This is a genomic window from Afipia birgiae 34632 (assembly GCF_000308295.2).
Classification (GTDB): domain Bacteria; phylum Pseudomonadota; class Alphaproteobacteria; order Rhizobiales; family Xanthobacteraceae; genus Afipia; species Afipia birgiae.
In genome coordinates this window covers 1,209,115-1,230,368 of record NZ_HG326652.1, presented here as the reverse complement: position 1 = coordinate 1,230,368, position 21,254 = coordinate 1,209,115, and the positions used below count along the sequence as shown (strand labels likewise).

21 protein-coding genes, 2 tRNA genes and 1 pseudogene are annotated in these 21,254 nt (G+C 60.1%); 13 read left to right on the top strand and 11 right to left on the bottom strand.

Annotated features, from left to right (window positions below; translation table 11 throughout):
• Nucleotides 1–3 precede the first annotated feature (3 nt).
• The 6 genes and pseudogenes from BN32_RS05905 to BN32_RS05880 all read right to left on the bottom strand — a co-directional run bounded on the left by BN32_RS05905 (nucleotide 4) and on the right by BN32_RS05880 (nucleotide 8,010).
• Nucleotides 4–3,252 (bottom strand): annotated as a pseudogene (locus BN32_RS05905) (efflux RND transporter permease subunit).
• Between the two features lie 175 nt (nucleotides 3,253–3,427).
• Nucleotides 3,428–4,612 (bottom strand): efflux RND transporter periplasmic adaptor subunit, encoded by a 1,185-nt coding sequence (locus BN32_RS05900; RefSeq protein ID WP_019197202.1) that lies wholly within the window; start codon nucleotides 4,610–4,612, stop codon nucleotides 3,428–3,430.
• A 138-nt stretch (nucleotides 4,613–4,750) separates the two neighbouring features.
• Entirely contained in the window at nucleotides 4,751–5,122 is a 372-nt protein-coding gene (locus BN32_RS05895; RefSeq protein WP_019197201.1) for a hypothetical protein, read from the bottom strand.
• A gap of 21 nt (nucleotides 5,123–5,143) precedes the next feature.
• The gene (locus BN32_RS05890; RefSeq protein ID WP_019197200.1) at nucleotides 5,144–6,127 is read right to left on the bottom strand and encodes a cation diffusion facilitator family transporter; all 984 of its coding nucleotides are present in this window, start codon (nucleotides 6,125–6,127) and stop codon (nucleotides 5,144–5,146) included.
• A gap of 120 nt (nucleotides 6,128–6,247) precedes the next feature.
• On the bottom strand, nucleotides 6,248–7,108 hold the full coding sequence (locus tag BN32_RS05885) for an SGNH/GDSL hydrolase family protein (protein WP_019197199.1): 861 nt from the start codon (nucleotides 7,106–7,108) through the stop codon (nucleotides 6,248–6,250).
• 200 nt (nucleotides 7,109–7,308) lie between these two features.
• A complete protein-coding gene (locus BN32_RS05880) occupies nucleotides 7,309–8,010 on the bottom strand; it encodes a MarC family protein (protein WP_019197198.1) in 702 nt (233 codons plus the stop codon).
• Nucleotides 8,011–8,136: 126 nt separating this feature from the next.
• Here BN32_RS05880 and BN32_RS05875 point away from each other — a divergent pair, with 126 nt between their 5' ends.
• Nucleotides 8,137–8,460: a hypothetical protein gene (locus tag BN32_RS05875; RefSeq protein ID WP_040425497.1), complete on the top strand. Its 324-nt coding sequence runs from the start codon at nucleotides 8,137–8,139 to the stop codon at nucleotides 8,458–8,460.
• 241 nt (nucleotides 8,461–8,701) lie between these two features.
• On the opposite strand, the gene BN32_RS05870 is transcribed toward BN32_RS05875, so the two are convergent.
• Nucleotides 8,702–9,151, bottom strand: a complete 450-nt coding sequence (locus tag BN32_RS05870) for a VOC family protein (protein WP_040425495.1) — start codon at nucleotides 9,149–9,151, stop codon at nucleotides 8,702–8,704.
• 145 nt (nucleotides 9,152–9,296) lie between these two features.
• Here BN32_RS05870 and BN32_RS26710 point away from each other — a divergent pair, with 145 nt between their 5' ends.
• The 5 genes from BN32_RS26710 to BN32_RS05845 all read left to right on the top strand — a co-directional run bounded on the left by BN32_RS26710 (nucleotide 9,297) and on the right by BN32_RS05845 (nucleotide 12,213).
• Complete coding sequence (locus tag BN32_RS26710; protein WP_040425493.1) at nucleotides 9,297–9,509, top strand: hypothetical protein; 213 nt, start codon at nucleotides 9,297–9,299, stop codon at nucleotides 9,507–9,509.
• Nucleotides 9,510–9,613: 104 nt separating this feature from the next.
• A complete protein-coding gene (locus BN32_RS05860; RefSeq protein WP_040425491.1) occupies nucleotides 9,614–9,865 on the top strand; it encodes a hypothetical protein in 252 nt (83 codons plus the stop codon).
• Nucleotides 9,866–9,958: 93 nt separating this feature from the next.
• On the top strand, nucleotides 9,959–10,720 hold the full coding sequence (locus BN32_RS05855) for an SIR2 family NAD-dependent protein deacylase (RefSeq protein ID WP_040426036.1): 762 nt from the start codon (nucleotides 9,959–9,961) through the stop codon (nucleotides 10,718–10,720).
• 220 nt (nucleotides 10,721–10,940) lie between these two features.
• Nucleotides 10,941–11,579 carry a cold-shock protein gene (locus BN32_RS05850; RefSeq protein ID WP_019197191.1) on the top strand — a complete coding sequence of 213 codons (639 nt, stop codon included), beginning with the start codon at nucleotides 10,941–10,943 and terminating at the stop codon, nucleotides 11,577–11,579.
• Nucleotides 11,580–11,721: 142 nt separating this feature from the next.
• Nucleotides 11,722–12,213 (top strand): DUF192 domain-containing protein, encoded by a 492-nt coding sequence (locus BN32_RS05845; RefSeq protein ID WP_019197190.1) that lies wholly within the window; start codon nucleotides 11,722–11,724, stop codon nucleotides 12,211–12,213.
• Between the two features lie 130 nt (nucleotides 12,214–12,343).
• Here BN32_RS05845 and BN32_RS05840 read toward each other — a convergent pair.
• Nucleotides 12,344–12,420, bottom strand: a tRNA-Pro gene (locus BN32_RS05840).
• Between the two features lie 103 nt (nucleotides 12,421–12,523).
• Nucleotides 12,524–13,702, bottom strand: coding sequence for an OpgC domain-containing protein (locus tag BN32_RS05835; RefSeq protein WP_019197189.1), 1,179 nt, complete (start codon nucleotides 13,700–13,702; stop codon nucleotides 12,524–12,526).
• A 238-nt stretch (nucleotides 13,703–13,940) separates the two neighbouring features.
• Here BN32_RS05835 and BN32_RS05830 point away from each other — a divergent pair, with 238 nt between their 5' ends.
• The 6 genes from BN32_RS05830 (at nucleotide 13,941) to BN32_RS05805 (ending at nucleotide 20,307) form a co-directional block, all read left to right on the top strand.
• Nucleotides 13,941–14,246, top strand: coding sequence for an ETC complex I subunit (locus BN32_RS05830; RefSeq protein ID WP_040426035.1), 306 nt, complete (start codon nucleotides 13,941–13,943; stop codon nucleotides 14,244–14,246).
• 303 nt (nucleotides 14,247–14,549) lie between these two features.
• Nucleotides 14,550–16,154: a carboxyl transferase domain-containing protein gene (locus tag BN32_RS05825; protein WP_019197187.1), complete on the top strand. Its 1,605-nt coding sequence runs from the start codon at nucleotides 14,550–14,552 to the stop codon at nucleotides 16,152–16,154.
• A gap of 14 nt (nucleotides 16,155–16,168) precedes the next feature.
• The gene (locus BN32_RS05820; protein ID WP_040426033.1) at nucleotides 16,169–16,948 is read left to right on the top strand and encodes an enoyl-CoA hydratase/isomerase family protein; all 780 of its coding nucleotides are present in this window, start codon (nucleotides 16,169–16,171) and stop codon (nucleotides 16,946–16,948) included.
• 8 nt (nucleotides 16,949–16,956) lie between these two features.
• Entirely contained in the window at nucleotides 16,957–18,984 is a 2,028-nt protein-coding gene (locus tag BN32_RS05815; RefSeq protein WP_040426032.1) for an acetyl/propionyl/methylcrotonyl-CoA carboxylase subunit alpha, read from the top strand.
• 19 nt (nucleotides 18,985–19,003) lie between these two features.
• Nucleotides 19,004–19,906: a hydroxymethylglutaryl-CoA lyase gene (locus BN32_RS05810; protein ID WP_019197184.1), complete on the top strand. Its 903-nt coding sequence runs from the start codon at nucleotides 19,004–19,006 to the stop codon at nucleotides 19,904–19,906.
• 176 nt (nucleotides 19,907–20,082) lie between these two features.
• Entirely contained in the window at nucleotides 20,083–20,307 is a 225-nt protein-coding gene (locus BN32_RS05805; RefSeq protein WP_019197183.1) for a pentapeptide MXKDX repeat protein, read from the top strand.
• 78 nt (nucleotides 20,308–20,385) lie between these two features.
• On the opposite strand, the gene BN32_RS05800 is transcribed toward BN32_RS05805, so the two are convergent.
• The gene (locus tag BN32_RS05800) at nucleotides 20,386–20,727 is read right to left on the bottom strand and encodes a DUF6481 family protein (RefSeq protein WP_019197182.1); all 342 of its coding nucleotides are present in this window, start codon (nucleotides 20,725–20,727) and stop codon (nucleotides 20,386–20,388) included.
• 92 nt (nucleotides 20,728–20,819) lie between these two features.
• Here BN32_RS05800 and BN32_RS05795 point away from each other — a divergent pair, with 92 nt between their 5' ends.
• Nucleotides 20,820–21,116: a hypothetical protein gene (locus BN32_RS05795; protein WP_152343657.1), complete on the top strand. Its 297-nt coding sequence runs from the start codon at nucleotides 20,820–20,822 to the stop codon at nucleotides 21,114–21,116.
• A 54-nt stretch (nucleotides 21,117–21,170) separates the two neighbouring features.
• Here BN32_RS05795 and BN32_RS05790 read toward each other — a convergent pair.
• Nucleotides 21,171–21,247, bottom strand: a tRNA-Arg gene (locus BN32_RS05790).
• Nucleotides 21,248–21,254: the final 7 nt, after the last annotated feature.

The window sequence follows — 21,254 nt, the reverse complement described above, 5'->3', positions numbered from 1 at the left end:
CCATTAACCTTGCAACGGCTTGATAGCCGTTCGCGGCTCCCCCGGCAGCGGGATGGAATCGATCTCCGCGCTTTCGCCGGCCGGAGCACGCCCGAACCACGCATAAAGTGCCGGCAGCACAAAGAGCGTCAACAGCGTCGCGCTGATCAGGCCGCCGATCACAACGGTTGCAATCGGCCGTTGCACTTCCGCGCCCGTTCCGGTTGCCAGCGCCATCGGGACAAATCCGAGAGAGGCGACCAGCGCTGTCATGGCGACAGGCCGAAGACGGGTGAGGGCGCCGGTAAAAATGGCGTCCGCTTTCCCGTATCCCGTCGCGATCAATTGCTTGATGTAGGTCAGCATCACAAGGCCATTGAGGACGGCGACGCCGGATAGCGCGATAAATCCAACTGCAGCCGATACCGAGAACGGAATTCCCCGGAGCCACAACGCGACGACACCACCGGTCAGCGCCAGCGGGACAGCACTGAAGACGATGAGAGCATCCCGCGCGGTCCCGAGTGCGCCCATCAGCAACAGGAAGATCAGAATGAAGCAAACCGGAACCACGATCGAAAGTTTTGCGCGCGCCGCCGCCAGATTTTCGAACTGGCCGCCCCAGGTCATCCAGTAACCGGGCGGCAATGTCACGGCGGCATCGATCTGCGATCTGGCGTCGTTCACGACAGCGGCAATGTCGCGGTCCCGCACATTGGCGGTGATGACGATCCGTCGCTTGCCGTTTTCGCGGCTGATCTGATTGGGACCGTCGCTGATCTTGAAGGTCGCCAGTTGCCCGAGCGGTACGGTCAGCGGAGCAGGGCCCATGAGCGGCAGCGAGACCGGCAAGTTCTTGAGCGCATCAAGATCGCCGCGAATGTCTTCCGGCAATCGGACCGTGATGTCGAAGCTGCGATCTCCTTCAAACACGGCTCCGGCTGTTCGCCCGCCGATGGCTGTGCCGATAACGTCCTGAACAGCCGAGAGACTGAGACCTCGCCGGGCGATCTCCGTTTTGTTCACGCTGATATCCAGTACCGACAGTCCGCTGGCCTGTTCGATTTTGACATCGGCCGCGCCTTTCGTTTTCCGCAGGATAGCTGCAATCTGCCCGGCGCTGCGCAGAAGCGGCTCGAATTCATCGCCAAAAACCTTTACGGCGAGATCGCCGCGTACACCGGCCAGCAGTTCGTTAAAGCGCATCTGGATCGGCTGGGTGAATTCGTAATTGTTGCCCGGCAGTTCGCGCACCGCATCCGCGATCTGGTCAAGCAGCGCAGCCTTGGTCAACTTGGGGTCAGGCCATTCGTCTTGCGGCTTGAGGATGATGAAGGTGTCCGATGCATTGGGCGGCATCGGATCCGAGGCGACTTCAGCCGTTCCTGTTTTCGAGAAGACGTAGGAGACTTGCGGAAAGGCGCTGATGGCCTTCTCGACGTCGAGTTGCATCGTCTACGATTGCGTCAGGCTTGTGCTGGGAATGCGCAGCGCGTGCATGGCGATGTTCTTCTCATCCAGCGTCGGGATGAATTCCTGCCCAAGCCGGAGAAACAGCAACAAGGCGCCGACGAACAGGACCAGTCCGGTCGCGACAGCAGGAGCGGGCCGCTCGATGGCGCGCCGGAGCAAGGGCGCATACGAGGTCTTGAGGCGGCGCACGACGCGGCTGTCGGATTCCGTGACCCGGCCCGTCACTGCGATGGCGATCAGCGCAGGTACGAACGTGAGGGACAGCACGAAGGCCGAGACGAGCGCAAGGATGACCGTCAAAGCCATCGGTTCGAACATCTTTCCTTCGACGCCACTGAACGTGAGCAACGGAACGTAAACCAGAATAATGATGGCTTGGCCGTAGACACTGGGGCCGATCATCTCTTCGGCTGCGGCTTTCACCGTCGTGAGGCGTTCTTGCAGCGACAACGTCCGGCCGACGGCTGTCTGCTTTTCGGCAAGGTGACGCAGCGCGTTCTCGGTAATGATAACCGCGCCATCGACGATCAGGCCGAAATCGAGCGCTCCAAGGCTCATCAGATTTGCGCTGATCCGGCCCTGCAGCATCCCGAATGCGGTCATCAGCATGGCCAATGGAATGACGAGAGCTGTGATGAACGCGGCGCGGAAGTTGCCGAGCAGGAGGAACAGGACGGCGATGACCAGCAAGGCGCCTTCGCCAAGGTTCCTGGCCACTGTGCTAATTGTGGCATCCACCAGTTGTGTGCGGTTGAGGACGGTTTCGACAGTCACGCCGGCCGGGAGCGTACGGCGGATGTCCTGCATTTTAGCATCGACTGCGGCAGAGACCGTCCGGCTATTATTCCCGATCAGCATCAGGGCCGTTCCGATAACCACCTCCTGCCCATCGCGGCTGGCGCTGCCTGTGCGGATTTCGCCTCCGATCGCGACGTCCGCGACGTCGCGGACCCGGACCGGAATCCCGCCGCGGGTGATGATGGTCACGTCGCCAATATCGGCAAGTTTTTCCAGACGGCCCCCTGTGCGAACCGCGATGCCTTCGCCGTTGCGGTCAATGGTGCTCGCGCCCCGGCTGATGTTGTTCACCTCGATGGCGCGTACGACGTCGCTGAACGAGAGCCCTAATGAGATGAGCTTCGCAGGGTCCGGCTTCACCTGAAACTGTTTGATGTATCCGCCGATGGAGTCGACGCCCGCCACGCCGGGCACGGCCTTGACCTGTGGACGGATGATCCAGTCCTGCACCGTTCGCAGATATGCGCCGCGCTCGACGTCGGTTTTCAGCAGTTCGCCTTCCGCCGTCAGGAACGAACCGTCTCTCTGCCAGCCTGATGTGTCGTCGCCGCTGGATTTAGCGGCAAGGGAAACCGTCCACATGTAGATCTCGCCGAGCCCTGTCGAAATCGGCCCCATCTTCGGATCAGCGCCAGGTGGCAGAGTTGAGCGCAGGTCGATCAGCCTTTCGTTGATCTGCTGTCGTGCGAAATAGATGTCGGTCTTCTCGCTGAAGATGGCGATGACCTGCGAAAACCCGTTGCGTGACAGCGAGCGGGTTGCTTGCAGTCCGGCGATGCCGGCCAGAGCCGTCTCGATACGGAAGGTGACCTGCTTTTCGATCTCCACGGGAGACAGCGCAGGCGCCGTGGTATTGATTTGCACCTGCTTGTTGGTGATGTCGGGCACGGCATCGACAGGAAGATGCGCGAGCGACCACACGCCCAGCGCGACGAAGCCGAGGCTCAGCAGCACGACTATCCAGCGGTGTTGAATGGAAAGGTCGAGAATGCGCTTGATCATGACTAGTGGTCCGATTCTAACATTCGTATTCCGTTTCAGCTGTGATCGTTTGCGAATGTTAGAATCAAAGGACCACTAGCAAGATTGTGATTCTAGTGCCGCTTTTCGATCTGAAGTTCCTGGGACGAGTTTGCAGCAAGTGGTGCAGGAACTTCAGATCGGCGGCACTAGGTGCCTAATGAGCATGTCCGGCTTCGCCGCGGCCGAGATCGGCCTTCAAGACGAAGGTATTGGCGGTTGCGATCCGGTCACCGGGAGACAGGCCGGAGATCACCTCGAATGATTTGCCGTCCTCGCGGCCCGTGATGATCTTGCGGGGCTCGAAGCCTTCCGAGGTGCGGACGAAGACGGCGCTTTGACCGTCCACGCTTTGCACAGCGGTTTTTGGCACCACGATATCCGTCTGAATCTGCTGGAAGGGAATGTGAGCGGTGATGAACATTCCTGGCCGCAGGGCGTGCGAGGGATTGTCGACCGAGGCAACGACACGCGCCAGACGGGTCTCCTTGTCCAGCAACGGGCTGACAAACATGATCGTCGCGGGCATGGAATCTGCGCCCGGACCAGTTTCGACGCTGATTTGCTGACCTTCCCGGACCACGGCAAGATCTGTGGCGGGCAGCGCCAGTTCGGCCCACACCACGCGCGCGTCGACGATCACGAACAGCTCGCTTTCCTGACCTTCGCGGCCGACCAGCGATCCGAGATCGACGCGACGCTCCGCGATCCGGCCGCTCATCGGCGCCCGCAATTCCTGCAATCTCAGGCTTTCGACGGGTTGTTGCGGCAACGCGGCGATCTGGTCGCTGGTCAGGCCCAGCGCAAACAGCTTCTGGCGCGCGACATCGAACTTGATCCGCATGTCTTCGAACAGGGTCTTCGCACGCAGGTAATCATTTTCGCTGCTGACCTTGGATTCGAACAGGCTCTTGGAGCGATTGAACAGCGTTTCCTGAAGTTCAAAAGCGACGCGTGCGGCAAGGTATTGGCTTTTTGCATCGGCAACCTCACGGCTTTCGATAATCGCCAGAACGTCTCCTTCGCGAACGTTGTCGCCGAGGCGTTTGCGCAACTCGGCGACGGTGCCGACCAGTCGGACGGAAACCTTTGCGATGCGCTCGCCGCTTGGGACGATCGTACCCGGCACGACGATGCGCTTGCTCAAGGTTCCGGCAGTTACTTCACGGATCGCGAAGTTTCCGGCCGCGATCTGACGATCGCTGAGCTTCATGCTGGCTTCTTCATGTTGCTCGGACTTGCTTGTCTCGGTCGGAGCTTCATGCGCGTGTGCGGCGGTGAGAAAAATGGTCGCGAGTGCGCCAAGGGTGCCGCTTGCGACACGTAATCGAAGTTTGGTCATTGTTTAAATCCCGCGAGCGGTCAGGCTCGTGCCACGATCAATTCAACGAATTGCTGTGCCTGCGAAAGTTGATGCAGACAGGCTGTCGCGCAGCCGTCGCGGCTGCGGACATGCCAGCGGGCCTTTCGGCCTCGGGATTTAGGCGCGGGGTGGTTTGAAAAGGGGCAGGCCGGCCAGCGATGGTGGTGTCTGTTCCCGGCCGATGGGCGGTGCTTGGTGGCTGATGTCAGTCGGAAGGCTCACGGCAAAGGCCGGTTGTCCGGTCACATGGCTCAGGCAATGGCCGCAATGAGATGGCATCTTTTGATCGGCGGTATCCGGCGGGGTGCTCCCGCCGAAATCCATCGCGATCACCGTGGTATCCGAGCCAGCAAAAGCCAGATCGTGGTTTGCGCAATGAAACAGCGATGCCAGCAGGCCAAGCATCAATGCGAGGACGAGCGACAGACGGGAGCGCCGTCCGTTGCGTCCGGAGCCGAGGCTCGCATTGCGTTGAAGACTGCCGATCATGTTCTATCAGTAGATTTTCTGTCAGGCCTTTTCAAGGCCGGTTAACTGGCTGTCGGGTGCCAGCGCGCAGGCCGTGACCGGACTGGTTATGATCTGGATTGTCGCATGTTTAATACCGAAATCGTCATTCAGGTGATGCGTTGCCTCGATCAGGAATGCGTCTCCCGGATGACCGGACGGCATGACCAGATGGCAGGTCAGCGCAACCTCGGTCGTGCTCATTGGCCAGATATGAAGGTCGCAGACCTCCGTGACCCCGGGGCGCTGTTCAAGGTAACGGCGAACCGCCGCCGGATCGATGGTTGAAGGCACCGCGCCAAGCGACATCGCTGTGCTGTCGCGCAACAGCCCCCATGTGCCCCACACGATGACAGCAACGATCGCGAGGCTTGTAATCGCATCGAGCCACAGCCAGCCGGTGAACATGATAATCAATGCGGCGATGACGACGCCGGCCGACACGGCGGCGTCAGCGGCCATGTGCAGGTAGGCGCCCTGGATATTGAGATCGCTCTTGCGGCCCGAGGCGAACAGCAGCGCAGTGAAGCCGTTGATGACGATCCCGATAGCCGCGACGATCATGACGGTCATTTCCGCGACTGGCTCGGGATTGAACAGGCGCAGCACGGCCTGCCAGCCGATCGCGCCGACGGCGATCAGCAGGAAGACTGCATTGAACAACGCCGCCAGGATCGAGGAACCGCGCAGGCCGTAGGTGTAGCGCGCTGAAGGGGGCCGCTTCGACAGAATGACGGCGATCCACGCGACGACCAGTCCCAGAACATCGGACAGATTGTGTCCGGCATCCGCGATCAGGGCCGTCGAGTTACTGATGTAGCCGTAGATCGCTTCGACGATGACGAAGAGCGTGTTGAGCACGATACCGACAGCGAAGGCGGTCCCGAAACTTGCGGGCGCGTGAACGTGTCCGCTGTGTCCATGAGCATGACCGTGATGCCCATGATCAGCGTGGTCGTCGTGCGCGGCGTGATGCGAATGCGTCATGCGGTTCCCGTACAAACCGAAGCCCGAAGGCCCAGTTGCTGCATGGGATATGCGTCATCCGGAAACCGAATACTATCACAGCGGGGAAGTAATCTGAGGGCGCTGGACGGCGCCCGGGTCTTACTGGAACGGCCTCACGCCTGCGATGGCGCGCGATCGGGCAACCGTCGCCGTGATGTTATCGGCGAGCAGGCGTGCGAGGCAGGAATAGCCCCAGTCGTTCATGTGCAAGCCATCGGCGGTAATGAACCGGTCGAACGCGATAGCCTGATCTTCGTGCCAGTTCCGCATGGCCACGTAGCGGCGAAACAACGGGACGTGCGTCTGCTTCGCGACGTAAGCAATCAGCCCGACCATTTCGCTGACCGCAGGCTTGGCGTTCACGCGCGGCGCAAACTGCGGGTCGATCAGCAGCACGTCCGCACCGCTTTTTCTGATGCGGGAAATCCCGGCCTGCAACACGTTGGCTGTCTCAGGGATATTGCCGTCGCGAAGCACGGTGTTGGTGCCGAGCTGCCAGATCACCAGATCCGGCTTCGGCTCGAGAACCGCATCCATCCGCGCCATCATCGAGTTGGCGTCTTCGCCGTTGATGCCCTGATTGATGACGGTGACAGGCGTTTCCGGAAACCTTTGGCGCAATTCGCGCTCGAGGCGGCTTGGATACGAGAACGCCGCCGAGCTGGCGCCTGCGCCACCGGTCGAGGACGAGCCAACCGCAACGATGGTGACGGGTTGATGCGCGTCCAAGCGTTTGGCGACCCGCGCGATGGGAGCATCGAGCTGCGCGAGCGACTTCGACTGCACGCAGGGTTGAGCCTTGAAGACGCTGTTGAGGTCATCGCTGACAGCAGGGCCATTGGCTTGTTCGGCGCGCGAGGCAGCAGGGCTCACGACAAGCGCCGAGATACCAAGCGCAAGCGCACCAACCGTGGCGGCGATCGTCGAGGCCGTTTTCCGGCCGGGCAAAGGGCTGATCATCGAGAAGCGAACCCTGGCATGGCGGCCATGGAAGGTCCGCGTTAATCAACACCTAGCCAAATTTACCTCCGTGTTCAATGCGCCCTTCGGAGGTAGGGAACTCATGCTTAATCAAAATGCTCCGCCAAAACAGCGGGTTGAACCTGTGGTTCCAGTTGCTGCGATGCACAAAGCCGTGAGCGGGAGGCAGTTGTTCGTCGTCAGAGGGTCTTGAGCAGCGCACTGCATCCGTTCCAGATGATCTGAATGCCGATGCAAAAGAGGATGAAGGCCGAGAGTCGCATGACCACGTCCGTTCCGCGTGCGCCGAGAAACATGATGATGCGATCGGCGAAGCGATAACAGACGAAGATCGTGATGGCGATGGCGGCAAGACCTGCCACCGCGGCGCCGCCAAGAACGGCCAATTGGGTGAGATCGTCGGTCGCTATCGGCCGCTGGCTTCCCAGGGTAACTGCAACGGAGATCGAGCCGGGTCCGACCGTCAGCGGCATGGTCAATGGATAGAACGCATCGATCGTTGGGCCGGCGTCCACCTTTGGGTGATCCACGGATTCTACAGGAGCGTGGAGCAGCCGCCAGCCAAAGGTCGCCACCACCAGTCCACCGGCGACCCGGACGACGGGCAGGGTAATTCCGAAGAATTCGAGGACATGAGAGCCGATAAACAGCGAGCCGAGCAGGAGGAAGAAACTGTTGCGGGCTACGTTCAGGGCAAGAACGCTGCGCTCGGCCGTGGTGCGTCCGCGGGTCATGCGCAGGAAGAGCGGCGCGCTTCCGATCGGGTTGACGATCGGAAACAGCGCGGCATAGACCAGCAGAAAAGCGTTGATGATGTTTTGCACGATGATCGCCCTGACGGCATCAGCCGTCCGCCGATTTCGAACAGAGATCGCAAGCATTTGCAACTCAGAACAGCCGACCGATGGTCCTGCTGGGTGATACTTGAACTTGCGGCCGCCTATGAAACGTCTCGTCTTGGGCAGGCGGCCTTGATACCGTGACGGCGAAGCAACGACGGTCGATTCATGCAGCGCAAACTAACAATGTTTTTTCTGGCGGCGCTCATCGGAAATCCACCGTCCATGCTGTTTGCCGAGCCCGTCCCGATTACATGCACGATTCTGCCGGGCGAAGAATCGGCCAGCGTGTTGCTCACCAATCCGTTCAACTACACCGCGTCATGTCAGGCAAACTGCAAATTCTCGACCGCCGTTTACGACGATAATCCTCAGATCATTTGCGCCAAGCCAGTGCCGGCCGGCAAGCAAGTCGAGATGTGCATTCTCAAGGCGGCGGGTAACAAACTCGTCAAGTTGGTCGAAGCCAACGCTGATTGTAAAAAACCTTGAGCGCTCGGCTTCTGGATCGATCAAAAGTGAATGAAAGCCCCGTATACGCGGGAGCTTTCATATCCGTACGGCTAGCGTCCGAAGAACAGCCAAAGCAAAAAGATCACTGGAATCGGCACACCCAGCAGCCATAATAGAATTCCGCGTCCCATTTTCGCCTCCATATCAACCTCAGGACATGGAGAACGTCGAAGCGATGGCGATGTTCCTAAAAATTAGAACTCACGAACCGGTATGCGGATTACCAGTGGCCGGTATTCGGCATCGAACTCCAGGGTTCTTGCGGTGCGAGTGCATCGCCCTTCTGCAAGAGCTCGATAGAGTGCAGGTCGGGTGAACGGATGAAGGCCATCTGACCGTCGCGCGGCGGACGATTGATGGTGATGCCGAGCTTCATCAGCCGATCGCATGTCGCATAGATATCGTCGACCTCATAGGCGAGGTGTCCGAAGTAACGATCTTCGCCATAGGTCTCTTCATCCCAGTTGTACGTCAGTTCGACCAGCGGCGCGCCGCGTCCTTTGACCTGCTTGAGCAGGCTTTCGTCTTCGGCTGCGCACAGGAACACCAGCGTAAATCGGCCTTTCTCGCTTTCCGTGCGGCGGACTTCCTTCAGTCCAAGCGCGTCGCTGTAGAACTTGAGGGCGGTGTCAAGGTTGCGGACACGCAGCATGGTGTGGAGGTAACGCATGTTTCTTATCCTTCTTCGGACATGCCGGAGTTGAGGGAGCGCGATCCAATAGCAGTTAATTGGACGGGAGGGCAGTTCAGGCGAAAGGAACTTTTTCGCTGCGATGCCGTTGTCCTTCACAACTTCGAGATGATGGAGGCGCTTTTTGAACGAGGTAATTGATCGGGTTATTCATACGTTCGGGATGATGCGTAACCTGAGCGAAGACGCACTACACGAGGCCCGCGAAAATCTCAGCAGTTACCTCGAAACGCTTTCATCTGCCGGCGAAACCGATCCGCAGCGTTTGGCGGTGTTCGGGCTGGCCTACCTCCGCAACCGTCACGACGGCTTGTCGCCAAAATACACAGGCTGCTGACGTTTTCAGGCGGTTGCTCGCCCTATGACAGTGGATAAGAAACCGCGTCAACTGGCGAGGCATGGTCCTTCTTGATACCCCGTGAGCACTTAACGGAGACGACCATGCAAAAAATAGATCTGGATTCGATGTCGATCGACGATCTGGCGAAACTGCGCGACCAGACGAGCGAAAAGCTCGCCGAGAAGGTTGCCGCACGCCAGCTTGAACTCGCCGCGGAAATGGAAAAGCTCGCAGCATTCGGTGGCAAGAAGACCAAGACCGTTGTGCCGAAGAAGGACCTGAAGGATGTCAAGGAAGCCTTGAAGCCGCAGCTTCAGGAAGCCTTGAAGCCGCAAGCCACCAAGGCCGCTTGAGCCGCAACGATCCGTGATCGACAGTCAATGGGGGCTTCGCGCCCCCATTTTTATTGAGTTATAGTTCGCACGACAGCTCTCTCAGGGCGCATGATGATTGCATCCGATCTTCGCAGCGGAATCGACCTGCTCGGCGACATGATCGCCGAGGCCCGGACCATCGTGCCGTTCACCGGCGCGGGTATTTCCACGGAATCTGGAATTCCCGATTTCCGTTCACCGGGTGGTCTGTGGACACGCAACCGGCCTATCCCTTTCGACGAGTTCGTTGCGAGCCAGGAGGCGAGGGACGAAGCTTGGCGCCGCCGCTTTGCGATGGAACCGAGCTTCGCAGCGGCGCGACCCGGGCGCGGGCACCGCGCACTGGCGTCGCTGTACAAGGCGGGGAAGGTGCCCGCGATCGTGACGCAGAACATCGACAATCTGCATCAGGCATCGGGCTTTTCCCCCGAGCATGTCGTGGAGTTGCATGGCAACACCACCTATGCCCGTTGCATCGGATGCGGAACGCGGTTCGAGATCGGCTGGGTCAAGGAACGGTTTGATCCTGAAGGTATTGCACCATCCTGTACGGCATGCGGCGAGCCGGTAAAGTCGGCTACGATTTCCTTCGGCCAGTCGATGCCGGAAGAAGAAATGCGCAGGGCAACAGAGCTTGCGCAGCACTGCGATCTGTTCCTCGCGATCGGATCGTCTCTGGTGGTATGGCCTGCGGCAGGTTTTCCAGTATTGGCGCGGAACTGTGGCGCAAAGCTCGTGATCATCAACAATGAGCCGACAGATCAAGATGATATTGCCGATCTGGTGATCCGCCACGACATCGGCGAGATACTCGGACCATTCGTGGGTAATTGACCTACTCAGTTGATTCGCAATCGTTCAAGGCTGTTCATAGGTCGCTGCTGATTTCTTTTTTGTCTTTCAGCATTGTTCCGGAGTGTTATCGTTCAATCAAGGATTCGCGTTTCTCAGTTTTGATTCGTCACGGCGAGAAAATGCGAAGCGAGCTTCGTCGCATAACGTTCTTGGTCATGTCGGTGACTGACTGCAGATTTTTGTTTGGGGTCCGGGGGTCATGGGTTCGGACGCATTTGAGTCCAAGAAGGCAGGCGGTTCGCTAATGGGGGCTGGACCCGACAGGTTCGCTCCAGGCGAGTTGGCTGCCGACAATTTCGCAGCCGCGGATGGAGCGGCCGTCAACCTCGTCGAGATTTCCGGCGTCATCAAATGGTTCGACGCCTCCAAGGGTTACGGCTTTATTGTCCCCGACAATGGCTGGCCCGATGTGCTGCTCCACGTCACGGTGCTGCGCCGCGATGGCTACCAGACCGCCTATGAGGGCGCGCGTCTGGTCTGCGAATGCGTGCAGCGCCAGAAGGGCTACCAGGCCTTCCGCATCGTTTCGATGGACGAGTCGACGGCGATCCATCCGGCGCAAATGCTTCCGGCACGGACCCATGTCAGCGTTACCCCGACCAGTGGTCTGGAGCGGGCGCAGGTGAAGTGGTTCAACCGGCTGCGCGGCTTCGGCTTCCTCAGTTGCGGTGAGGGGACGCCGGATATCTTCGTGCACATGGAAACCCTCCGCCGGTACGGCATGACCGAACTGCGCCCCGGCCAGTACGTGCTGGTCCGCTTCGGGCCCGGTTCCAAGGGCATGATGGCGGCTGAGATCCAGCCGGAGACCGGCGCACCCGGACTGTCCTCACACTAGTCCCGCGCAAGACTGGCAGATTGCGCCGGTCTGCCCTGACCACATCCGCGTGATCCTCCAACAAGGCCAGACCTGCGTCTGGCCTTTGCCATGATTGCCGCGCTAGGGTGCCGCGGTCGTTGGTTCAGGATATTGATTGCGAATGCTGTTTGGTCGTCTGCCGAAATCCCCAAATCTGAAAACGAACATCCGGGTCGTCCTCGCGGTGATGATGGCGCTTCTTGCAGCGACGGTGACCAATGTTGTTGCCGCCGAGATACAGCCGCTGGAGATTGTCACCAAGTCCGGCGTGCACGTGTTCACCGTCGAAATGGCGAAGACCGAACAGGAGCGGGCCACTGGCCTGATGTATCGCAAGGAGCTGGCCGAAGGGCGGGGCATGCTGTTCGACTTCTCACCGGAGCAGCCGGTTTCGATGTGGATGAAGAACACCTTCATTCCGCTCGACATGATCTTTATCCGGAGCGATGGCCGGATTCTGCGGATCGCGGAAAACACCGAACCCCATTCCGAAAAGATCATTTCGTCGGGAGGTCTGGCCAAGGGCGTGCTGGAGGTGATCGGAGGCACCGCCCGGAAGTACGGAATTCAGGCTGGCGATCGCGTCGCCCATCCGTTGTTTGGAACGCGGTGAACCCACGCACGGGTAACCGCCCGGGGACACGCCTCGGCGTCGGGTAAAAGTGCATAAAATGCGCGGGAACGCCGAAAGAACCGGCTGTCAGAATCACTTTGGGAAAATTTAGTAGATTCAATGATTTAGATGGTCGGGGCACGAGGATTCGAACCTCGGACCTGCAGTACCCAAAACTGCCGCGCTACCAGGCTACGCTATACCCCGATAAATCCAGTCGATACACGCTTCGCACGGCGTCAGCAAGGCGGAAGGCCACTCGCGAAGGGATAATCCGACCGCATGTGGAATTGTTCCGGCCAACCGCGGATCAGGCTCCCGGAGCCGCCGAGGGCTGCGTTGCGGCCGCCTTTGCGGGTGCCGTACGGGCTGACGGCTTGTCCTGCTTCTTGGACCAGCTTCCATAGTAAGCGACAGCGGTCAAGATCGCGACACCGACGATGCTGACGCCAAGCTGCGCCCAAACCGTCCCCCAGCTCAGCATCAGCACGAAATGCGCAACGAACGAAAGGAATATGCCGACGCAAAACACCTGCAGCGATTGCTGACCGCACTTGATCACGGGTTCGAGCCACTTCGATTCGAGTAAACTCCAATCCTTGGGCACAAAGCGGGTGATCAAGAACGCAATCACCACGAAATGGATGACGCGATACGGCGCCAGGAACGTCTTGTCGTTCGGATTGAAGGCGTCATAGAGCCACTTCGGAAACAGGGCGCCGAAGGATTCAAAGCGCCCGGCCATCGTCATGATCATCGCAAAGACAAGATAGAGGGACCCCGCGACCAGCAACCAGCGGGACCTGATAATCGAGCGGGATTCGATTGCCCCGCCCAGCGCAAACCAGGCGCCGAACACGAACAGAAGCTGCCAAGTATATGGATTGAAATACCAGGAGCCGATCGGATAGGCCGAGAAATTCCAGCCGAACTGACGGGCTGCGAAATACAGCACCAGCGAAGCGATCATCACCATGTCGGGCTTGCGCAGCATCAGCCACAGCACCGGCGGGAAAAAGCCCATCAGGATGATGTAGAGCGGTAGCACGTCCAGATTGACCGGCTTGAATCGCAGGATAAGACCCTGCGTCAGCGTCTGGATCGGATTTTCAACCAGACCGGCGACATTGAACTCGTTCAGGATGTCCGGATCGGCATAACGCAGCGCGACCCAGCCGATCGCCGCGATGTAAATCACAAACAGAATGACGTGCGCGACATAGAGTTGCCAGACGCGCTTCCACAGCCGTGTCGAACCGACGATAAAGCCGCGATCGAGCATCATCTTGGCGTAAACGAAAGACGCCGTGTAGCCCGAGATGAACACGAACAGGTCGGCCGCGTCGCTGAATCCGTAGTTTCGCGGCGTGACCCAGTTGATGACGTTGTTGGGAATGTGGTCGAGAAAAATCCACCAGTTGGCGATACCGCGGAAGAAATCGAGCCGGAGATCTCGGCCCTTTTCTGGGAGTGTTGCCTGAATTTCCATGGGTACCGTTTCGTAATGCGATCGAACCAAAAAATAACTTCGGCGGCGCCTATCCGGACCTAATCGGTCCGACATTGTCACGGCGTTTCGGACCGACTATATCAGAACTCGCCGTAGAAAGTCTTCTTCGGGACAGGGCGCTCAACATCTGGATCTTGGCCGGCCCCCGAATTTCGTGCTTTTTACCCATTATCTGAATCTGATCGATGCCACGGCGAGCAGGCCAGGACCCGAATCCATGACAGCCAGAATATTCAAACCTGCCAAGAACGCGATGCAGTCCGGGTGGGCCAAGACAAAGTCATGGCAGCTAGACTATGAGCCCGAGCAGCCACGCGTGATCGAACCGCTGATGGGCTGGACCAGCTCTGCAGACATGAAGCAGCAGGTGACCCTCCATTTCGACACCAAGGAAGAGGCCGTTGCCTATTGCGAGCGGGAAGGCATCCCGTACCAGGTGCTTGAGCCGAAGGAATTGCAGCCGCGCGCGAAGGCCTACGCGGACAATTTCGCCTTCCGCCGCGTCGAACCCTGGACACACTAAGCCTGAAGCCTGCCAAACCGTGTTGGAGTTTGCGGCCTGCGGTCTGGCAACCGCGGGAGTGTGTCCGGCATTGCCCGAACCCGGAATCCGGCGCGGGTGAAATTGCCCCAACAAATGTCCGGGACATGACATTTCAAAGTATTGCTTTGGCCTATTGAGGGCGTCTGATCCGGCGCAAGTCCCTTCAATATCGTCGCAAAAGTTGTGGTTGCATTCAGCCGCCAAGCAGTGACACCTTGCGGGTCGAAGCCGTCCGGAATGGACGGAAGCAAGCAAGATCAAAACGTTACGCGGCGGGAAACAATGGCTCTTCGTTCCGGACTCGATCCCAAGTCGTCCGATTTCACGCGCAATGCCGAGGCGATGCGTACCCTGGTCGCGGACCTGCGGGAGAAGCTGTCGCAGGTGGCGGGCGGGGGCGGTGAAGCGTCCCGCGCGAAACACTCGGCACGCGGCAAGATGCTGGCGCGAGACCGCGTCGATCTTCTGATCGATCCCGGTACGGCCTTTCTGGAATTCTCGCCGATGGCGGCCTACGGCCTGTACGGCGGCGCGGTGCATTCGGCCAGCATCGTCACCGGCATCGGCCGCGTCTCGGGCCGCGAATGCGTCATCGTCGCCAACGACGCAACGATCAGCGGCGGCACCTATTATCCGATGACGGTGAAGAAGCATCTGCGCGCGCAGGACATTGCGCGGCAGAACAACCTGCCGTGCATCTACATGGTGGATTCCGGCGGCGCATTCCTGCCGCAGCAGGATGAAATCTTCCCTGACGAGAAGCATTTCGGGCGCATCTTCTATAATCAGGCCAACATGTCCGCGCAGGGCATTCCGCAGATCGCCATCGTCATGGGCTCGTGTACGGCCGGCGGTGCTTACGTGCCCGCGATGTCCGACGAGAGCATCATCGTTCGCAATCAGGGTACCATCTTCCTTGGCGGCCCGCCGCTGGTGAAAGCTGCAACCGGCGAGGTCGTGACGGCGGAAGAACTCGGCGGCGCGGACGTTCACAGCCGCCAGTCCGGCGTGACCGATCACTATGCGCAGAACGACAGCCACGCCATCGGCATCGCGCGGCGCATCGTGGGCAATCTCAATCCGGCGACATCCTCCGCGACAGGATTGCGCGAACCGCGCGATCCATTGTTCGAGCGCGAAGATATCTACGGTGTCGTTCCGGTCGATGCGCGCAAGCCATTCGACGTGCGCGAGATCATCGCGCGGATCGTTGACGGCTCGGAGTTCGAGGAATTCAAGAAACTGTACGGAACGACTCTTGTGTGCGGCTTCGCGCATATCTGGGGCTATCCGGTCGGCATCATCGCCAACAACGGAATCCTGTTCAGCGAGAGTTCGCTGAAGGGCGCGCATTTCATTGAGCTGTGCTGCCAGCGGGGCATTCCGCTGCTGTTCCTGCAGAACATCACCGGTTTCATGGTCGGCAAGAAGTACGAGGCGGGCGGCATCGCCCGCGACGGCGCCAAGCTCGTCACAGCGGTTGCTACCGCGTCCGTGCCGAAATTCACTGTGGTGATCGGCGGCTCTTATGGTGCCGGCAACTACGGTATGTGCGGCCGCGCCTACAGCCCGCGCTTCCTCTGGATGTGGCCGAATGCGCGCATTTCGGTGATGGGCGGCGAGCAGGCGTCGATGGTGCTGAGCCAACTTCGCCGCGACAACATCGAAGCCAAGGGCGGCACGTGGTCGGCAAAGGAAGAGGACGCTTTCCGCAGCCCGATCCGCGAACAGTATGAAACACAGGGCCATCCATACTACGCCACCGCACGGCTGTGGGACGACGGGGTGATTGATCCGGCCGATACGCGCCTTGTGCTCGGGCTTGGTTTGTCTGCTGCTGCGAATGCACCGATCGAGCCGCCGAAGTTCGGCGTGTTCAGAATGTGATGCGGGACACAACGATGACCGATCTTGTCCGCATCGAACGCGATCAGGACGTGGCGCGCGTCACGCTGAACCGCCCCGAACTGAACAACGCCCTGAACAAGGCACTGATCGAGGAACTGCGCGCCGCGTTCGAGAGTATTGCCGCCGATCGCTCCATTGCAACGCTGGTACTCGCGGGCGAGGGCAAGAGTCTTTGCGCGGGGGCCGACATCAGCGCGATGCGTGAAGCGGGCACCTATACGCGTGAGGAAAATATTAAGGACGCGATGCCGCTGGTACGGATGCTGTCCGCGCTCGATCGCATGCCCCAGACGACCATCGGCCGCGTGCACGGTCCGATCTACGGCGGCGGCGTTGGTGTTGTCTCTGCCTGCGACATTGCCATCGGCACATCCAATGCAACGTTCTGCCTGTCCGAAGTTCGTCTTGGCATCGTGCCGGGCATGATCAGTCCCTATGTGCTGCGGGCCATCGGCGAACGGACAGCGCGACGCTATTTCCAGACCGCCGAAGTGTTCGACGCCAACGAGGCGATGCGGATCGGTCTGCTGCATGAGGTGGTCGCGCCGGAAGCGCTCGACGAACGGATCGGCAAGCTGCTCAAGCAGCTAAAATCCGCAGCGCCCGGCGCACGCGCCATCGCGAAGAAACTTGCAGGCGACATTGCCGGACGTCCGATCAATGAAGCTCTGATGACTGAAACCGCGCAACTGATTGCCGATGTGCGCGCCAAACCTGAGGCCCGCGAGGGCCTTTCGGCATTTCTTGAAAAGCGCAAGGCGTCGTGGAGCTAAAGCCGGTCATGGAGTCGCAAGTGAACGCCAAAACCCCCGCCGCGCTGTACCGCCGCTTCAACACATTGCTGATCGCCAACCGCGGCGAAATTGCCTGCCGTGTGATCAAGACGGCGCGCGCCATGGGCCTGCGAACGGTTGCGGTCTATTCCGAAGCCGATGCCGATGCACTTCACGTTGCCATGGCCGACGACGCCGTGCTGCTCGGCCCGGCGCGGGCGCGCGACAGCTACCTCAATGTCGACCGCATCATTGAGGCCGCGAAGAAGACGGGCGCCGAGGCTGTTCACCCCGGTTACGGCTTCCTCTCGGAGAACGCGGACTTCGCACGTCGCTGTGCCGCCGAGGGCATCGTGTTCGTCGGCCCGACCGCCGAAATGATGGAAGCGATGGGCTCCAAGTCCGGCTCCAAGGCGCTGATGGAAAAGGCGGGCGTGCCTTTGGTGCCCGGCTATCACGGCGAGGCGCAGGACGAGAAGACGCTCGCCGACGCGGCCAACAAGATTGGTTATCCGGTTCTCGCCAAGGCTTCCGCGGGCGGCGGCGGCCGCGGTATGCGCATCGTCCGCAGCGCGGATGAACTGACGGCAGCGATCGTCAGCGCCAAGCGCGAAGCATTGGCCGCCTTCGGCGACGACCGGATGCTGATCGAGAAATTTGTCCTGAATCCGCGCCACATTGAAGTGCAGATCATCGGCGACAGCCACGGCAACCTGCTATCGCTGTTCGAGCGCGAATGTACGCTTCAGCGCCGCCACCAGAAGGTCATCGAGGAAGCCCCGTCGCCGACGCTGAATCCTGCTCAGCGCGAAGCTGTATGCCAAGCCGCGCGCAAGGCCGCCGGCGCGGTGAATTACGTTGGCGCGGGCACCATCGAGTTCGTCTCTGACGGACGCGAGGTGTTTTTCATCGAAATGAACACGCGCCTTCAGGTCGAACATCCGGTGACCGAGCTGATTACCGGTGTCGATCTGGTTGAACTGCAGTTGCGCGTGGCGTTCGGCGAAAAGCTGCCGCTGACGCAGGACCAGGTCAAGCTCAACGGCCACGCCATCGAGGCGCGCGTCTACGCCGAGAATCCGAACAAGAACTTCATGCCGTCGGTCGGCCGCATCCGCACCTGGCACACGCCGGACGAAGTAGACGGCCTGCGCATCGATGCGGGCTACGGCGAAGGCAAAACGGTTTCGCCCAACTACGACGCGATGCTGGCCAAGGTGATCGCCTGGGCGCCGACGCGCGACCTTGCGATCTCACGGCTCAATCGCGGCCTGCAGGAGACCGACGTTCGCGGCATTGTCACCAACATTCCGTTCCTGTCGGCGCTCATTACGCATCCTGATGTCCGCGCCAACACCATCGACACCAGCTTTATCGAGCGCGAGCTTGCGAAGCTCACGCCCGCTGAAGCCGAGCTGACCGAACTCGAGCTCGCCGCAGCCGTGGCCTCGATCCTTCGGAGCGAGGAAGTCGCAGCAGGCGCGGACGTGAAGTCGCCATGGCGTGCATCGTCGGGATGGGCCGCTGTCGGCGCGCGTCATCGGCGGTTCCTGTTTCGGCAAGCGGACGGCACCGAACGCAAGGTATCGCTGCGATACGGGCAGGGCCCTTCGACGCTCGCGATCGATGGACGAATTCTTGCCTTTGCAAGTTCGACGTCACCGCGCGGCGGGATCGATCTTGTACTCGACGGCGTGAAACATCACATCACCGGCCTGCTCGACGGCCATGAGGTTTATGTCCGCACCCGCAATGGCCGGTTTGAAGTCCACTGGGTCGATCCGTTCGGCACCGAGGATGAGGAGCAGGCAGGCGCCGATCGCGTCGTCGCGCCGTTGCCCGGCACTGTGGTTGCTATCCTTGTCGAGGAGGGCGTATCGGTCGAGAAGGGCGCTGCGATCCTGACGCTGGAAGTGATGAAGATGGAGCAGACGCTCCGTGCGCCGTTCGCGGGGATCGTGAAGCAGCTCAAGTGCAAGGTCGGCGACATCGTGCAGGAAGGCGTCGAGCTCGCCGAGATCGAGCCCAAAGCTTAGATTTGAAGGCATAGGTTTCATGAGCGATCAGGTCCGTATTGTCGAAGTCGGCCCCCGCGACGGGCTGCAGAACGAAAAGACGCCCGTGACCGCCGAGGCGCGCATTGCATTCATCGAGGATCTGATCAAGGCAGGCCTGCACACCATCGAGGTCGGCAGCTTTGTCTCGCCCAAGGCTATTCCGCAGATGGCCAACTCGGACCAGGTGCTGCGCGCGGTCGATCATCATCCCGGCTACGAATTTCACGTGCTAGTGCCGAATGAGAAGGGCTATGACGCGGCGAAAGCAGCCGGCGCGAAGGTGATCGCGGTGTTCGCTTCCGCATCGGAAGGCTTCTCGAAGGCCAATATCAACTGCACGGTCGCGGAATCGATCGCGCGTTTCGTACCGGTGCTGGAGCGCGCCAAGGCCGACGGCATCAAGGTTCGCGGCTATGTGTCTTGCGTGCTCGGTTGCCCTTATGACGGCGAGGTAAAGCCATCCGCTGTCGTGGACGTGACGAAGAAGCTATGGGATCTCGGCTGCTACGAAGTTTCGCTGGGGGATACAATCGGCGTCGGCACGCCGTCGAAAGCACGGCAATTGCTGCGCGCGGTCGCCACGGAAGTCCCGATGAAGAATCTCGGCATGCACTTCCACGACACTTATGGTCAGGCGTTGGCCAATCTGTACGCTGGCTTGGAAGAGGGCACGCGCGTGATCGATTCCGCTGCGGGCGGTCTCGGCGGCTGTCCTTACGCGCCCGGCGCAACCGGCAATGTCGCGACCGAGGATGTCGTCTACATGCTCGAAGGCATGGGCATTGCGACCGGCGTAGACATGAAGCAGCTCGTTGCCGCCACCAACGGCATCGCCGGGCTTCTCGGCAAATCGCCGGTGAGCCGGGTGGCGTCGGCGCTCAATGCCAAGGCCCGCGCTTAGGCTCTCGTTTTCGTGATCATCAGTCTGGGATGCGAGCAGCCAAAGTTGCGTCGTATCGCAGTGGTGCGCGTGTTCGAAAATAATCAGTCAGCCTGACGTAACGAACGCCAGTTCATCCCGAACATCCAGAAGCGGCATTCGCCGCATCATAAAACCGATTTCAGAGGATGACTCTCATGGCACGCACGACACGTTTCGCGCTCGGCGCTGCGGCAATTCTGTCACTCGGCCTGGCGTTCGCGCCGGCAGCGGTCGCTCAGGACAAGATGTCCAAGGACAGCATGAAGAAGGAAGACACCATGTCCAAGGATGGCATGAAGAAAGATACGATGTCGAAGGATGGTATGAAGAAAGACACCATGTCGAAGGACGGCATGAAAAAAGACGAGATGAAGAAGTAACTTCATCTCGTCTTTTGCTTTTCTGCAGGCTCGCTCGCGCCGGGCGGGCCTGTTTCGTCGCGGGACGTGTCGGCCGCGTTATTTCTTCGCCTTGCGCGCGGCATAGCGCGCGTCCCGAGCTGCCTTCTGCTGAGCCTTCAGCTCGGCTTCCGCAGCCTCTTTTTCGGCCTGCAGGCGGCGGGCTTCCGCGGCTGCCTGGGCTGCGAGTTCGGCCTCGCGGGCTAGCTTTTCAACCCGGGCGGCCTCGCGCTGCTTCTGCGCCTCGGCGCGCGCGGCGGCTTGCGCCTGCCGCTCGGCAGCCTTTTTCAACACGGCGGGATCGTCAGGCCCCGGCTTGGCTTTGAATTTTTCGACGATGTTCTTCCTGGCGTTCTGCGCGGCGGCCTGCCGGTCCGCAAAACTCGGTTCCTTAAAACCCATACGGTCGATGTCTTTCTGTTCGATGGTGTGTCGGGCAGCTTGTAGCAGATTTCCGGCTCCTGTCAGGGGGGGCCCGGCGTTGCTGACACAAAATGGATCGCATGGCGTTGAATCCCGGGGCTGGCGGAAGAGGGTTCCAGGGTGCCAAACTCCAACGGAAGGAAGAAACGATGAAAAAGATCATTGTCATCACGATTTGCACACTCGCGTTGACGGTGTCCGCGGCCAGTGCGAAGCAGAAAAAGCGCCATGCCGCGACACAACCTGCAGCCACCGAGGTGTCGCGTCCGCCAACCAGCGGCAACCCCTATGCCGGCGGCGGACTAAGCGGCGCGAACCAGGCGACAAACAACCCCAAAGCCAGCAATGAAATCGGTGGCGGAATGTAGGCTGTCGCGACCTGCTTGAGCACCCTCCAGAGGGCTGAAGCTGTTCGGGGAGATTGGCGATCCCAGCAGGATTCGAACCTGCAACCCACGGAGTAGAAATCCGTTACTCTATCCAGTTGAGCTATGGGACCGTTGCGG